14 protein-coding genes are annotated in these 13,841 nt (G+C 71.1%); 12 read left to right on the top strand and 2 right to left on the bottom strand.

The window, feature by feature from the left end; all coding sequences use genetic code 11:
- A partial coding sequence (locus tag J7U37_RS16345; RefSeq protein ID WP_348772999.1) for a hypothetical protein occupies nt 1-1,348 on the top strand: 1,348 nt, incomplete at its 5' end.
- 61 nt (nt 1,349-1,409) lie between these two features.
- Here the strand turns inward: J7U37_RS16345 and J7U37_RS16350 are convergent.
- On the bottom strand, nt 1,410-1,988 hold the full coding sequence (locus tag J7U37_RS16350) for a PAS domain-containing protein (RefSeq protein ID WP_056184893.1): 579 nt from the start codon (nt 1,986-1,988) through the stop codon (nt 1,410-1,412).
- Between the two features lie 406 nt (nt 1,989-2,394).
- Between J7U37_RS16350 and J7U37_RS16355 the strand changes: the two genes are divergently transcribed.
- The 11 genes from J7U37_RS16355 to J7U37_RS16405 all read left to right on the top strand — a co-directional run bounded on the left by J7U37_RS16355 (nt 2,395) and on the right by J7U37_RS16405 (nt 12,609).
- Entirely contained in the window at nt 2,395-3,069 is a 675-nt protein-coding gene (locus J7U37_RS16355) for a ParA family protein (RefSeq protein ID WP_247636401.1), read from the top strand.
- Nucleotides 3,053-3,382 carry a ribbon-helix-helix domain-containing protein gene (locus J7U37_RS16360; protein ID WP_056184886.1) on the top strand — a complete coding sequence of 110 codons (330 nt, stop codon included), beginning with the start codon at nt 3,053-3,055 and terminating at the stop codon, nt 3,380-3,382. Before J7U37_RS16355 ends, J7U37_RS16360 begins: the two co-directional genes overlap by 17 nt.
- 403 nt (nt 3,383-3,785) lie before the next feature.
- Nucleotides 3,786-5,342, top strand: coding sequence for a septal ring lytic transglycosylase RlpA family protein (locus J7U37_RS16365; RefSeq protein WP_247636402.1), 1,557 nt, complete (start codon nt 3,786-3,788; stop codon nt 5,340-5,342).
- Nucleotides 5,343-5,488: 146 nt separating this feature from the next.
- A complete protein-coding gene (locus J7U37_RS16370) occupies nt 5,489-6,748 on the top strand; it encodes a D-alanyl-D-alanine carboxypeptidase family protein (protein ID WP_082504261.1) in 1,260 nt (419 codons plus the stop codon).
- On the top strand, nt 6,745-7,509 hold the full coding sequence (tmk, locus tag J7U37_RS16375; RefSeq protein WP_247636403.1) for a dTMP kinase: 765 nt from the start codon (nt 6,745-6,747) through the stop codon (nt 7,507-7,509). The genes J7U37_RS16370 and tmk overlap by 4 nt, the downstream gene beginning before the upstream one ends.
- On the top strand, nt 7,499-8,563 hold the full coding sequence (locus J7U37_RS16380; protein ID WP_247636437.1) for a DNA polymerase III subunit delta': 1,065 nt from the start codon (nt 7,499-7,501) through the stop codon (nt 8,561-8,563). The genes tmk and J7U37_RS16380 overlap by 11 nt, the downstream gene beginning before the upstream one ends.
- An 80-nt stretch (nt 8,564-8,643) precedes the next feature.
- Nucleotides 8,644-10,218 carry a methionine--tRNA ligase gene (gene metG / locus J7U37_RS16385; protein ID WP_247636404.1) on the top strand — a complete coding sequence of 525 codons (1,575 nt, stop codon included), beginning with the start codon at nt 8,644-8,646 and terminating at the stop codon, nt 10,216-10,218.
- A 74-nt stretch (nt 10,219-10,292) separates the two neighbouring features.
- Nucleotides 10,293-10,577: a BrnT family toxin gene (locus tag J7U37_RS16390; RefSeq protein WP_082507923.1), complete on the top strand. Its 285-nt coding sequence runs from the start codon at nt 10,293-10,295 to the stop codon at nt 10,575-10,577.
- Nucleotides 10,578-10,590: 13 nt separating this feature from the next.
- Nucleotides 10,591-10,860 (top strand): BrnA antitoxin family protein, encoded by a 270-nt coding sequence (locus tag J7U37_RS16395; RefSeq protein WP_056487501.1) that lies wholly within the window; start codon nt 10,591-10,593, stop codon nt 10,858-10,860.
- A gap of 71 nt (nt 10,861-10,931) precedes the next feature.
- The gene (locus tag J7U37_RS16400) at nt 10,932-11,711 is read left to right on the top strand and encodes a TatD family hydrolase (RefSeq protein WP_247636405.1); all 780 of its coding nucleotides are present in this window, start codon (nt 10,932-10,934) and stop codon (nt 11,709-11,711) included.
- A 73-nt stretch (nt 11,712-11,784) separates the two neighbouring features.
- Entirely contained in the window at nt 11,785-12,609 is an 825-nt protein-coding gene (locus tag J7U37_RS16405) for an MBL fold metallo-hydrolase (RefSeq protein WP_247636406.1), read from the top strand.
- A 99-nt stretch (nt 12,610-12,708) separates the two neighbouring features.
- Here J7U37_RS16405 and J7U37_RS16410 read toward each other — a convergent pair whose 3' ends face one another.
- On the bottom strand, nt 12,709-13,587 hold the full coding sequence (locus tag J7U37_RS16410; protein WP_247636407.1) for an SGNH/GDSL hydrolase family protein: 879 nt from the start codon (nt 13,585-13,587) through the stop codon (nt 12,709-12,711).
- Nucleotides 13,588-13,841 lie beyond the last annotated feature (254 nt).

Here is a 13,841-nt window from a genome sequence, read left to right on the forward strand (position 1 = left end):
GGTTCGGGAGGGCTTGCGCATGGCAGCGGACGGGGTTCGGGCGGCCGGATCGGGACTCGGGCGTCGCGCCCGGCCATGGGGCACGATCTGCGGCACGATGGTCCTGGCGGCCGCCGCCTGCGGCGCCCTTTCAGCCGCGGGCGCGCTCCCGGCCCTCGGCGGTGCTTATGCGGCCCTGTCCCTTCGCCTGGAGCACCAGCTTCACACCCAGGCGCCGGCTCCGCCGGCCCGGATCGCGCTCGGCCCGCACGGACGCGACATCCGGTTCGCCGGCGAGATCAGGGAGGGCGCGGCCGACCGCCTCGCCGCGCTCCTGGCGGCTCATCCCGCGGTGACGCGCATCCACCTCACCAGCGAGGGCGGCCTCGTGGCGGAGGCTTCGGCGATCGGCGACCTGATCGCGGCGCGGGGGCTTTCCACCTACGTGCCGGATTACTGCGTCTCGGCCTGCACCCTCGCCTTCGTGCGCGGCACCACCCGCGCCCTGGTGACCGACGGGCGCCTCGGCTTCCATGCGCCCTACGATCCCGGCCTGTTCGGCCAGGTCGTGCAGGCCGATGCCGCGGTCGAGCGAGCGGCCTACGTGGCGGCGGGCGTCGACCCGTCCTTCGCCGCCGAGGCCCTCGGCGTCGCCTCCGACAGCCTGTGGATTCCCGATCCCGCGCGCCTGGTCCGGGCCCGGGTCGCCACCGAACTCGTCGACACCGACCGCTTCCCCGATTCCACCCTCGACGACGACCCGAGCCTCGCCGGCGCCCGGGCGGCGGTTCTGCGGGCGCTGCCCCTGCTGGAGGCGCTGGCGGGGCGGGACGAGATCCTGTCCGCCCTGGCCTCCGGCTATCTCGATGGCTACCGGGCCGGGATCTCCGAGGGCGAGGCCCTGGATCGCCTGCGCGCCCGGGCGGCGCGCGCGATCCGGCAGGTCCTGCAGGGCGCCGATGCGGCGACCTGGACCGAACTGGGCGGACTCGTCCTGCGAGCCATGCGCCAGGTGGGTCCTGATGCCGATCCTGATGCCGATCCTGATGCTGGTCCTGACGCCTGCCTCGCCATCGGCGGGACGGGCGATCTTCTGGCTTTGCAGGACGTCCTGTCGGCTCCGAGCCTGAGCCCGGATCGTCCGGCGGCCGATGCCGTGCGGACCCTCCTGGCCCGGGCCGCGCGGCAGGCCGGGCCGGGCGGTCGCGAAGCCGGTCCCGCCCCGGCGGCACGCCTGCCGCGCGACTGCGCCGGTCTGATCGCCGCCTACGCCGAGGCCCTGGCGCGACCCGGGGCAGGGGGCGCCGTACGGGCGCTGGCCAGCCAGGGTGTCCGCCCGGCGCGGGAGGCCGCGGCCCTGCCCCGCTGAACCGGCAGGAGGCCTCCACCATTCTGTCACTCCGTCAGGCGCCCTCGCCTGCGCGAATCGGTCAGTGCCGCTGTCCGTCCGGCGCGTCCCGGAGGTGCCGGGCGAGTTCGTGGCCGATCTCGATCATCAGGTGGTCGAGGAGCCGGGACAGGCCCGGCCGCGCGAGAGCGTCGGCCAGGCCGCGCAGGGCGATGGCGTGCTCGGCCATCCGGTTCACCGCATGCTGGTCCCGGGGGTCGTCGGCCGGCTCCTCGGTCAGGTCGAGGACGATGCCGCGCGCCCGTGCCGGCCGTCCGGCGGCGTCCGCCTCGATGCGCCCGCGTAGGTCCAGCCGCCGCGGGGCGTGGGCGGTGCGGAAGGCGATCGCGAAGGCACCGCCTCGCGCGATGGCGGCGTGGAGTGCATTGTCGACCCGCGCCCGGTCGTCCTCGTGGGTCCGCGCCAGGAGGGTGGCCAGGGGAATGCCCCGCAGGCCCGCTTCCGGCGGCACGCCGAGGGCCACGGCCACGGCGTCCGACACCACGAGGCGGTCCGCCCAGATGTCGTGCAGCCAGACGCCGACGACGCCCGAAGCGGACAGCGCCGCCTGCAGGCCGCCGGGGAGATCCGCATCCGAATCCGGCAGGGGGGATCGCGTCATGAGCCTCCTGGACGGGGCGCTCGAAAGGTCATGGCGGGAAACGTCAGGACGACCTGAGGTTGGCATCGGGGTCTCGCGCATCCCGCCGGTACAGGAACAACCTAGAGGGGAAACCCGCTGACGCAAAGGGCGCGGGCAACATTCGATGCCAATTTTAGCAACCTGAGATTGCCGATGCGGGCTTCGGCGGCGCCGACGGCTTAACCGTTGGTTAACCATGATGCGCGACACCGGGATCGCAGCATCCTTGGGTCACAGGACGAGGGGCACGGGACAGGGGCCACCGCCCCGCCCACCGCCGGCGATCCAGATTGCGGGATGCGTCCGCCGCACATGCCACCGGGATTCCGCGCCACCGGAATTCCACGCCACCCGAATTGATCGACGCTCGCGAAGGGATGCCAGGATGAAAGCCATCACGTTCGTCACCCAGAAGGGGGGCAGCGGCAAGAGCACGCTCTGCATCTCGCTGGCCGTCGCCGCCCAGGAACGCGGGCTCTCCGTCTGCATCCTCGAGATGGATCGCCAGGCCACGATCAGCGACTGGCTCGATCATCGCACCGCCGAGGGTCCGGAGGTCGCGCAGATCGACGCGACCCAGATCGAGGGCGTGATGAACCAGCTGCGCGATTCCGCCTACGACTACGTCTTCATCGATACCCCGGGCGTCGATTCCGCCGGCACCCTCTCGGCGATCCGTGCGGCCGACCTCTGCATCATCCCGTGCCGCCCGACGCCCGCGGATCTGCGCGCCTTCAAGCCGACGCTCGCGGCGATCTACCGGCTGGAGAAGAAGTTCGCCTTCGTGCTGAACCAGACGCCGCCGCGCTCCTATCGCATCCGCGATGCCGCCGACGGCCTCGCCGTGCTGGGCATCCTGCCCGACGTCAACATCGTCGCCCGCACCGACCACCAGGACGCCATCGGCGTCGGTCAGGGCGTCACCGAGTTCAACCCGAAGGGGCAGGCCGCGCTGGAAGTGCGCAAGCTCTGGGGCTGGATCGAGAAGCGCATGCAGGTGAGCAGATCGGAGAGTAAGCCGGGGATCAAGCAGGTGATCAAGAATGCCAAAGCCGCCTAAGCTGAGTCTCGCCTCCATCGTCGCCGCCTCGAGTTCCCCGCCCAGGTCATCCCACCACCCTTCCCACCAGACCGCCGAGATCGTCCAGCTCGACACCGGCGCCCCACCCGGCCGACGCCCCAACGCCACCCTGAAGCAGCGCGCCCGACAGATGTCGGTCTATCTGGAGCCGCCGGTCTACGATCAGCTCCGCGACATCGCCCATGCGGAGCGCGCCAAGATGCACGGCCTGATGCTGGAGGCCCTCGACCTGCTGTTCAAGCAGCGCGGCGCCCGGTCGATCGATCAGCTCAACGATCCGGGCGGCCGCTGAGGCCGTATCCGAGCCTCGACGCGAGACGATGACGAAGCCCTGGCAAGAGGTTGCCAGGGTTTTCTCATGGAACGGGCGAGGGGGCGGTATCCGATCCCGCCGCCACACCGCAGTCTTCGACGAACCGGACGGCCGAGGCGTCTTCGCCTGTGGGGACAGGGGTTTGGCGCCGGTTCCGGAGGCGACGCTTCCGCGGGGGTCGGCGGAGCCCGGCGACGCTGCCGGACACCCGCTTCGCGGTTCCGTTCAGCCTTCCTTTACGCCGTCCGGACAATCTTGGCCCATCGAACGGGAGGCACAGCGTGCGTCCGTCGAGGGTCCGGCCGGTCCTGCTCTTGCCCGCCGGCGGGCCGATCCAGCGTGTTGTGCGTATCGGGGCGAGGGCTTGAGGCGGATCATCGCGATGGCGCGTAGGACGAAGCCGGAACACCAGGATCCGGCCCCGCTGCCGCTCTGGCGGCTGCTGGCCGTCTCGGCCGTGGCGCTCGCCACCGCCAATTGTGCCCAGAACCCGCAGAAGCTCGCCGGAGCCTCGGGAAGCGGCTCCGCGCTCGATCCCAAATACGGCGTCAAGGCCAGCCCGCGCCTCTATAACGAGGGCGACGTGATCCCGAAGGGCGGCGGACGCCGCTTCTCCGGCAAGCCCTACGTGGTGGCCGGGCGCACCTACGTGCCCCGCGACGACGCCAAGGGGTATGTCCGCGAGGGCCTGGCCTCCTGGTACGGCTCGGCCTTCCACGGCCGCATGACCGCCAACGGCGAGGTCTTCGACCGCCATTCGATCGCGGCCGCGCACCCCACCCTGCCGCTGCCGAGCTATGCCCGCGTGACCAACCTCGCCAACGGCCACTCGATGATCGTGCGGGTCAACGATCGCGGCCCCTATCATGCCAACCGCCTGATGGACGTCTCCGAGGAGGTGGCCGAGGCCCTGGAATTCCGCCGCAGCGGCACCGCGCGGGTCCGCGTCGAGTATGCCGGCAAAGCCTCGACCGCCGGCAGCGACGACCGCAAGCTTCTCGCCACCCTGCGCACCGACGGCCAGCCCGCAAGGGTTCACGGCCAGGGGCCGGTCATGATGGCCGATCTCGGCCCCGACGCGCCGCAGGTGCCTTCCGAGCGCCTCGCCCGTGCGTCCCAGCCGGCTTTGGCCTTCAAGGCGGACAGCGACCGCGATGCGGCACCGGAAGCTTCCGAGGAGGCCGTGCCGGCGCCGCGCCCGGTCCGGTCCGCACCGGTGCTGATGGCGAGCGCCGCCACCGTGGCGGTGCCGGCCGCCCTGCAGCCCACGGCGGCGCGGGCCGAGGCCTTCCGGCCGGTCCGGCACAACCTGCCCGAGCCGCAGGCGGGCACGACGCAGGCCGCCTCCCGCCCGAGCCCCCTCAGCCTCACGCCGCCGCCCCTGCGGCTCGCCGGTGCGCGGCCGGAGCCGGTCCGCTCCGGGACGGCCGGCGGGAGCCGCGTCGCGACGGTTCAGTCCGGCCCGGCCGCGGCGACCGCCCGGATGGCCGCCGCCCGGCTGGCCGGGCAGGGTATGGCGGGCCTCGCGCCGAAAGCGGGCGGCTCCCGGGCCCCTGCCGTTCAGGTGGCGAGCCTGAAGGCGGGGTCTTCATTGAGGCCGGGCCTCGGCGCTCAATCCGACGCCGGCCATCGATCCGGGCCGACACCGAAGGCGATCGTTGTCGCCAAGGTCTCGGCTAAGGTCTCGGCCGAGGCGGCGCGGAGCGCCCCCGGGGGGGGCAAGGCGCTGGCGTCCGGCCCGATCGCGTCCGGGACGAAGGTGGCTTCTGGACCGAAGCTGGCTTCGGGGGCCAAGGTTGTCTCCGGGGGCAAGGTTGTCTCGGGGACCAAGGTTATCTCGGGGACCAAGGTTATCTCGGGGACCAAGGCTGTTTCGGTCGGCAAGCCCGCGCTCGTCGCCAAGGCGTCGGCCCGCGCCCGCTTCGCCGAGGCGCGCTGAGCGTCGCCTCGGCCTGTCCGTGGTGTTCCGGACGCATCGTCGCGTCATCGACAATCGGGTGCGATTGGGGTTCGATCTCGGCGGCGAATGCCTGTAACGTCACGCTTGATCGTGGGGGCGATGGACGGGTCGGCGTGAGGCGGGGAATGGGTTTGAGATTGGTCCTTGCGGAGCGTACCGGATCCGGCCTCGCAGGGCGCAGCAGATCGGGCCGCGCAGTCGTGCCGGGCTTGATCGTGGCGTCGGTGCTGGCGGCGCTGAGCCTCTTCGAGACGGGCGGCGCCCGGGCCCAGAGCTTTCAGACGGCGGCGCCGCACGCCATCCTGGTCGATGCCGATTCCGGCTCGGTGCTGTTCGAGAAGGGGGCCGACGAGCCCTTCTCGCCGGCCAGCATGGCCAAGCTGATGACCACCGAGATCGTGTTCAACGAGATCCGGCGGGGCCGGCTCACCATGGATTCGGAGTTCCAGATCACCGAGGACGCCTGGCGCCGGGGCGGGGCGGGCGGCGGCGGCTCCTCGATGTTCGCGCAGCTCAACAGCCGCATCAAGCTGTCCGATCTCCTGCGCGGCCTCATCGTGCAGTCGGGCAACGATGCCGCCATCGCCATCGCCGAGGGCATCGCCGGCACGGAGGAGAATTTCGGGCGGATGATGACGGCGCGGGCGAAGGAGATCGGCCTGACGCGCTCGACCTTCCGCAACGCCACCGGCTACTCGGCGCCCGACCAGAAGGTGACCGCCCGCGACCTCGCCAAGCTCGCCCTGCACCTGATCGAGACCTACCCGGACCTGTACAAGATCTTCGCCGAGCGCGAGTTCACCTGGAACAAGATCAAGCAGCAGAACCGCAACCCGCTGCTCACCCTCGACATCGGCGCCGATGGGCTCAAGACCGGCTACCTGGAGGAATCGGGCTACGGCCTCACCGGCTCGGCTGTGCAGAACGGTCAGCGCCTGATCATGGTGGTGAGCGGGCTGAAGACCGCCCGCGACCGGGCCGCGGAATCGCGCAAGCTGATGGAATGGGGCTTCCGCGCCTTCGAGCCGCGCCAGATCTTCACCAGCGGCGAGACCGTGGCGGAGGCCTCCGTCTACGGCGGCGCGGCCGGCAGCGTGCCGCTCGTCGCCAAGAAGGCCGTGCGGGTGCTGCTGCCGCGGGGCTCCGGCGACCGGATCACCGCCAAGGTGGTCTACCAGGGACCCCTGGTCGCCCCCGTCGAACAGGGCCGCGAGATCGGCCGCCTGCGCATCACCCGCGGCGACACCCAGGCCCTCGACCAGCCGCTCTATGCGGGCGACACCGTGGAGGCGGGCACCATCCCGCAGCGGGCGCTCGACGCGACCTGGGAGGTCGGCACCGGCCTGTTCCGCAAAGCCTTCGAGAAGGCCGGCGCGAAATCGTGACGGCGGCCGGATCGGGGGGAGGGACCTTCATCACCTTCGAGGGCGGGGAGGGGGCCGGCAAGTCCACCCAGATCCGCCGCCTCGCCGCGCATCTGCGCACGGAATCCGGCCGCCCCGTGCTGACGACGCGGGAGCCCGGCGGCTCGGTCAAGGCCGAGCGCATCCGCGAGGCGCTGCTGTCGGGGCTGGCCAAGCCCCACGGTCCCTTCGCCGAGGCGCTGCTGTTCTCCGCCGCCCGGATCGACCATCTCGACACCCGGATCCGTCCCGCCTTGGCCCGGGGCGAGATCGTGCTCTGCGATCGCTTCGCCGACTCGACCCGGGCCTATCAGGGCGCGGCCGGCGGCCTCGACCCGGCCGTCCTCGGCGCCCTCGAGCGCGTCGTCGTCGGCCCGACCCGGCCCGACCTGACCCTGATCCTCGATTGCGACCCGGAGCTTGGCCTCGCGCGGGCGCGGGCGCGCCGCGAGGCCGGTTCCGACGGGGCGGTCGACCGTTTCGAGGCGGAGGCCCTCGCCTTCCATGCCCGTCTGCGCTCGGCCTTCCTGGCCATCGCGGCGGAGGAGCCGAAGCGCTGCGCCGTCGTCAACGCCGCCCTGCCGGCCGATGCGGTGGAGGCGGCGATCCGCGCCGTCGTCGCCGAGCGCCTGCCCCGCCTCCTGCGCGGCTCGGCCGGGCCCGAGCAAGACGGGCCGGGGCAGGACGATTCGGGGCAGGACGGTCCCAAGCAGGGCGGTCCGAAGCATGACGATGCGGCCTGAGCGCGCCCCCGAGGATGTCGAGCCGGGCGACCTCCCCGAGGTCCCGCGCCCGCGCGAGCAGGCCGACCTCGTCGGCCACGCGGAGGCGGAGGCCGCCTTCGTCGAGGCGATCGGCTCCGGGCGCCTGCACCATGCCTGGCTCATCGGCGGCCCGCGCGGCATCGGCAAGGCGACGCTGGCCTACCGGGTCGCCCGCTGGCTCATCGCCCATCCGACGGCGCGGGACGTGCCCGACACCCTCGCGGTCGATCCGTCCCATCCGGCGGCCCGGCAGGTGGCGGCCCTGTCGCATCCGAACCTCGTGGCCCTGCGCCGGACCCGCGCGGCCAATGCCAAGACGTTGGCGACCAAGATCTCGGTCGATGCGGCCCGGGGCGCCCTCGCGCTCTTCGGCTCCACGGCGGGCAGCGCGGGCGGCTACCGCATCTGCATCGTCGACAGCGCCGAGGACCTGAACGCCAACAGCGCCAACGCGCTGCTCAAGATGGTGGAGGAGCCCCCGCCGCGCTGCCTGTTCCTCATCGTCAGCCACGCGCCGGGACGGCTGCTGCCGACCATCCGCTCGCGCTGCCGCGCCCTCACCCTGCGCCCCCTGGCCGAGGCGGACGTGGCGCGGGTGATCACCCGGTTCGCCCCGCCCTTCGGGCAGCCCGATCCGCAGGCGCTCGCCCGGGCGGCGCAGCTCGCGGAGGGGTCGGTGGCGCAGGCGGTGGCGATGCTCGATCCCGCCCGCGCCAACCTCGTCGCGGAGGTCGAGACCCTGCTCGCCCGCCTGGACCACCCGGACTGGCGCCGCATCCTGGCCCTGGCCGAGAAGCTCAGCGGGCGCGAATCCGACGATCTGTTCGCCGACAGCCTCGACACGGTGTTCCGCTTCGTCTCGGCCGAACTCGACCGGCGCCGGCACGAGCCGCCCGCCCGCCTTGCGGCCCTGATCGAGGTGTGTGACAAGATCGCCCGCGCCGCGCGGGAGGCCGCAACCTACAATCTCGACCGCCGGCCCCTGGTCCTGTCCCTGTTCGGAGACCTGGCCGGTGCGCTCCGCGCCGTCTGACGCGGGCTGGTATCCTAGGATCCGATACCGTCGCGCCGGCCCGTGATCCCATGAACCCTGTATCCGGGGAACCTTTCGACGTGACCGCCACCGACCCGGCCGCCGCCAAGACCTTCAGCCTCTCCACCGCGATCTCCTATCCGAACGGCGCGCCGCATATCGGCCACGCCTACGAGGTGATCGCCACGGACGCGATCGCGCGCTTCAAGCGCCTCGACGGCTACGACGTGCTGTTCTCCACCGGCACCGACGAGCACGGCATCAAGATTCAGCAGACCGCCGCCAAGGCCGGGATCACGCCGCGCGACCTCGTCGACGACATGTCCGCGCGCTTCCGCGCCATGGCCGAGGCGCTCGGATGCAGCCACGACCGCTTCATCCGCACCACCGAGCCCGATCATTACGCCGCCGCCCAGGAACTGTGGCGCCGGATGGAGGCCAACGGCGACCTCTACCTGTCGAAATATGCCGGCTGGTACTCGGTGCGCGACGAGGCCTACTACGCCGAGGACGAGACCGAGATCAGTCCCGACGGCGAGCGGCGCTCGCGCGAGACCGGCACGCCCCTGACCTGGATGGAGGAGGAGAATTTCCTGTTCCGTCTGTCCGCCTATCAGGACCGGCTGCTCGCCCTGTACGAGGCCGAGCCCGACTTCATCGGACCGGAGACCCGGCGCAACGAGGTGGCGAGCTTCGTGCGCTCGGGCCTGAAGGACTTCTCCGTCAGCCGCACCAATTTCGACTGGGGCGTGCCGGTGCCGGGCTACCCGGACCACGTCATGTACGTCTGGGTCGATGCCCTGACCAACTATCTCACCGTCACGGGTTTTCCCGACGAGGCCGACGCGCGGGCGAAATTCTGGCCGATGGACCTGCACGTCATCGGCAAGGACATCGTGCGCTTCCACGCGGTGTACTGGCCGGCCTTCCTGATGTCGGCCGGCCTGGCCCTGCCCAAGCGCGTCTTCGGCCACGGCTTCCTGCTCTCCAAGGGCGAGAAGATGTCAAAGTCGCTGGGCAACGTCGTCGACCCGATGGATCTGATCGCGACGTACGGCGTCGACGCGGTGCGCCACTTCGTGCTGCGCGAGGTGCCCTTCGGCGGCGACGGCAATTACAGCCACGAGGCGATCATCACCCGCTACACGGCGGACCTCTCGAACGGCCTCGGCAACCTCGCCCAGCGCTCGCTCTCGATGATCGCCAAGAACTGTTCCGGCGCGGTTCCCGAACATGGCGATCTCACCGAGGACGACCGCGCCCTGCTGGCGCTGGCCGACGCCTTGCCCGCCACCGTGCGGACGGCGATGGACAAGCTCGCCCTCCATACCGCGCTCGCCGAGATCTGGTCCGTGATCACCGCCGCCGACCGCTACTTCGACGCCCAGAAGCCCTGGGTGCTGCGCAAATCCGATCCGGCCCGGATGGCGGCCTCGCTCTACGTGGTGGCCGAGACCCTGCGGGCCATCGGCATCCTGGTTCAGCCCTTCATGCCGGGCTCCGGTGCCCGGCTCCTCGATCTCCTGGCCGTGCCGATGGACCGGCGGCAGCTCGTCGACGTGGGGGAGGGCGGCCGCCTCGTTCCCGGAACGGCACTCCCCGCCCCCGCGGGCCTGTTCCCGCGCTTCGTCGAGCCGGAGGCGCCGTCCGCCTGAGGCGGAGGTCGGGTTGAGGAAGAGGACTGGAAGGCTCGATCGTCTCGCACTACATTCTGTAACGACAGGGCCTGATGGGTTTTCAATGGGACCCGCAGAAGGACGCGGCAAACCAATCCAAGCACCTTGTCGGCTTCCGGCAAGCCGCTGAGGTCTTCCGCGGATTTCGACTCACGCGTGAGGATACCCGAGGTGCCTACGGCGAGCCGCGGTTCATAACCCTGGGCACGTATGAGGGAACGGTGCTCTGCGTGGTTCACACACCGCGCGGCGACGACATCCGGATTATCTCAGCATGGAAGGCGGGACGACATGACCGGGAAGCGTATCTCCGAGCCCGGGACGACGGTGCGGTTTGACAGCCTCGATGCGATGCCGCCCGCCGAGCCGTTGAGCCCGGCCTTCAAGGCCCTCAGCGATGAGGACGTGGCTCATCGTGCCCTGCAGGATCCGGATGCAGGCACGGTGCCGGACGGCTTCTGGGATCGGCTGCCCGTTGCCAAGCCGGAAGCAAAGGAGCAAATCACGCTGCGCCTCGATCCGGAAGTGCTGCGCCACTTTCGAAGCCTCGGCAAAGGCTATCAGTCTCGGATCAACGCGGTGTTGAGGAGCTACGTCAGGGCGAAGGGCGGCGCGGGCTGAGGCTTTAGCCTCCCGCTGCCAGCGTTCCTGCCGGCCTGCTTCAGATGGTTCAAGGAATCCCGAGCCCCCCCATGCTGGTCGACAGCCACTGCCATCTCGATTTTCCGAACTTTTCGGAGGATCTGCCGGGCGTCATCGCCCGTGCCCGGTCCGCCGGCGTGACCCGGATGGTTACGATTTCGACGCGGGTCGCCAGGGCGCGGACCTACGAGGCCCTGTCCGAGGCGCATCCGGAGATCTGGCACACCATCGGCACCCATCCGGACGGGGCCGGCGACGAACCGGACGTGCCGACCGAGGCCATCGTGGCCCACACGCACCATCCCCGCTGCATCGGCATCGGCGAGGCGGGGCTCGACTTCCACTACGACAATGCGGCTCCGGAGGCGGTGCAGGAGCGGGTTTTCCGACGCCACATCGCCGCCGCACGCGAGACTGGGCTGCCGCTCGTCATCCATTCCCGCGATGCCGATGCCGAGATGGAGGCGATCCTCGTCGACGAGATGGGGCGCGGCGCCTTCACGGCCGTCCTCCACTGCTTCTCGTCCGGCGCGCGCCTCGCCGCGGTAGGAGTCGAGCTCGGCCTGTTCGTGTCGTTCTCCGGCATCGTCACCTTCCGGCGCTCGCACGACCTGCGGGCGATCGCCCTCACGGTGCCGCGCGACCGCATCCTGGTGGAGACCGATGCCCCGTTCCTGGCGCCCGAGCCGCATCGCGGCCGCACCAACGAGCCGGCCTACACGGCGGACACTGCCCGCTCCCTGGCCCAGACCCTCGCCCTGGAACTCCCGGACTTCGCCGCCCTGACCACGGCCAATTTCCATCGGCTGTTCCACAAGGCCGCGGCCTGAGCCGGGCAGGGGGCTCGGATCGGGGCGTGACAGGCCCTGCCCGCCTCCGATACCAACGGGCACGGAGGGGCGGATGGGTTCATTGACGGTGACGATCCTCGGCTGCGGTTCGTCGGGCGGCGTGCCTCGCGTCGGCTACGGCTGGGGGGCCTGCGATCCGGGCGAGCCGAGGAACCGGCGCCGTCGCTGCTCGATCCTGGTCGAGCGGCATAGAGACGGGCGCGATGCGACCAGGAGCGACGCGGCCACCACCCTCCTGGTCGACACCTCCCCCGACCTGCGCGAGCAGCTGCTGGGGCGGGCGGTCCAGCGCCTCGACGCGATCCTCTTCACCCATGCGCATGCCGACCACACCCACGGCATCGACGACGTGCGCGCCCTCGTGATCCATATGCGCCGGCGCATTCCGGTTTTCGCCGATGCCCGGACCCGGAGCCTGCTGGAGGCCCGCTTCGGCTATTGCTTCGAGACCCCGCCCGGCAGCGAGTACCCGCCGATCCTCGACATGAACGACCTGGCGGATGGGGAGGCGATGCAGGTGGACGGCCCCGGCGGAGCGGTGACGGCCCTGCCCTTCGGCCTGGAGCACGGCAACGAGGCGGCGCTCGGATTCCGCTTCGGCCCGGTGGCCTACGCCCCCGATGTCAGCCTGATGCCGGAGGCGGCGCAGGATCGGCTGCACGGCCTCGACCTGCTGATCATCGACGCCCTGCGGGAGACCCCGCATCCGACGCATTACTCGGTCTCGGACGCCCTGGCGCTGATCGCGCGGGTGCGTCCGCGCCGCGCCATCCTGACCAACCTGCACACCGATCTCGACTACGCCACGCTGAGCGCCAGGCTGCCGCCGAACGTGGTGCCGGCCTATGACGGGTTGAGCGTCACGCTGGACCTGTGAGGGCCCGGGAGGAGGGGGGAACGCCCCACCTCCCTGCCCCCAGCGACGGCCCTGACCTCCTGTCGAAGCCTCTTCGGCCGTAGCGGTGGGGTCTCGCCCTCAGTTCCGGGTGCTCGCGTCCTGCGGCAGGCCCGCATTGACGAGGATCTGCGCGGTGGCGGCCTGGGCCAGGCGATCGTAGCCCGCATCGGTCATGTGCAGACCATCGGGGCCGATCATCTGAGTCGGCGTCAGCAGGCCCTGGGCGGCCCAGGCGCGCATCAGGGCATTGCGGCGGATCACCGGCACGTTGAGCTCGGTGGCGATGGCGTGGAGGGCGACGCCGTAGGCCTCGGCCCCGTCGGTGGTCGAGAGCTTCTTGCACCATTGCTGGTCCATCAGCACCACGTCGGCGCCGGTGGCGCGCATGGCCTGGATGCCGGCGCGGGTCAGTTCGGAGAAGCGCGCGACACTGACGCCGCTCATCGGGTCGTTGCTGCCGGTCTGCCAGATCACGAGGTCCGGCTTGTCGGCGAGCACGTCGCGCTCCAGGCGGCGCGCCATGGCCTCCGAATCGTCGCCGCCCACGCCCCGGTTGAGCACCGTGACGGCGGAATGGGCGGCTCCCATCCCGCTCAGCCGGGCCTCGAGATCGCGCTGAAGCTGCGCCGGGTAGGTGGTGCTCGGCGAGGAGGCGCCGGAGCCCTCGGTCGAGGAGGAGCCGAAGGCCACGATCCGGATGGGCTGGCCCTGGGCGATGAGGCTGGCGAGACGGGGGAGGCGGGCCAGGGTCCGGCGCGGGATCGCCGCGCGCGTCACGGTCATGGGCGGCGCGACGGCTGCAGGCGTCTGGACCAGGGCCAACCGCTCGGGATCGGTCTGTTCGTTCGGGACGGGAGCCGGCTCGGCCCGGGCCGGATGTCCGAGGGCGACCGCAACGGACCCGAGGGCCATCAGGGCCAGGGTCAGGGCTGCGGAGGGGCGTGCGGGAATCGGCATCGCGTTCGCTTCGGAAGAGAATGGATTCGGACGGGCACCCGCCGGGATAGCGTCCGGTATCATGTATTATGAGGGGGAATTGTGACATCCGCCAGCGATTGAGTCCCGAGATCCTGCCGGCCGGACTGTGATCTGCAGATGACGTGAATCGCCGGTGTCGAGATTGCGTGAAGACCGGGTGTCGGAAAGCGGTGAACCTTTCGTCAGCACGAGCCCCCTGCCCTGATTCTCGCTGGGCAGGTTCCATAATATAT

The sequence above is a fragment of the Methylobacterium sp. 37f genome, assembly GCF_023093475.1.
Lineage (GTDB): Bacteria > Pseudomonadota > Alphaproteobacteria > Rhizobiales > Beijerinckiaceae > Methylobacterium.

Bases quoted from the DNA above. Each gene is read 5' to 3' on its own strand.
- J7U37_RS16350 (WP_056184893.1), bottom strand. From the start codon at position 1,988: ATGACGCGATCCCCCCTGCCGGATTCGGATGCGGATCTCCCCGGCGGC.
- J7U37_RS16355 (WP_247636401.1), top strand. From the start codon at position 2,395: ATGAAAGCCATCACGTTCGTCACCCAGAAGGGGGGCAGCGGCAAGAGC.
- J7U37_RS16360 (WP_056184886.1), top strand. From the start codon at position 3,053: ATGCCAAAGCCGCCTAAGCTGAGTCTCGCCTCCATCGTCGCCGCCTCG.
- J7U37_RS16365 (WP_247636402.1), top strand. From the start codon at position 3,786: ATGGCGCGTAGGACGAAGCCGGAACACCAGGATCCGGCCCCGCTGCCG.
- J7U37_RS16370 (WP_082504261.1), top strand. From the start codon at position 5,489: ATGGGTTTGAGATTGGTCCTTGCGGAGCGTACCGGATCCGGCCTCGCA.
- J7U37_RS16380 (WP_247636437.1), top strand. From the start codon at position 7,499: ATGCGGCCTGAGCGCGCCCCCGAGGATGTCGAGCCGGGCGACCTCCCC.
- J7U37_RS16390 (WP_082507923.1), top strand. From the start codon at position 10,293: ATGGGTTTTCAATGGGACCCGCAGAAGGACGCGGCAAACCAATCCAAG.
- J7U37_RS16395 (WP_056487501.1), top strand. From the start codon at position 10,591: ATGCCGCCCGCCGAGCCGTTGAGCCCGGCCTTCAAGGCCCTCAGCGAT.
- J7U37_RS16400 (WP_247636405.1), top strand. From the start codon at position 10,932: ATGCTGGTCGACAGCCACTGCCATCTCGATTTTCCGAACTTTTCGGAG.
- J7U37_RS16405 (WP_247636406.1), top strand. From the start codon at position 11,785: ATGGGTTCATTGACGGTGACGATCCTCGGCTGCGGTTCGTCGGGCGGC.
- J7U37_RS16410 (WP_247636407.1), bottom strand. From the start codon at position 13,587: ATGCCGATTCCCGCACGCCCCTCCGCAGCCCTGACCCTGGCCCTGATG.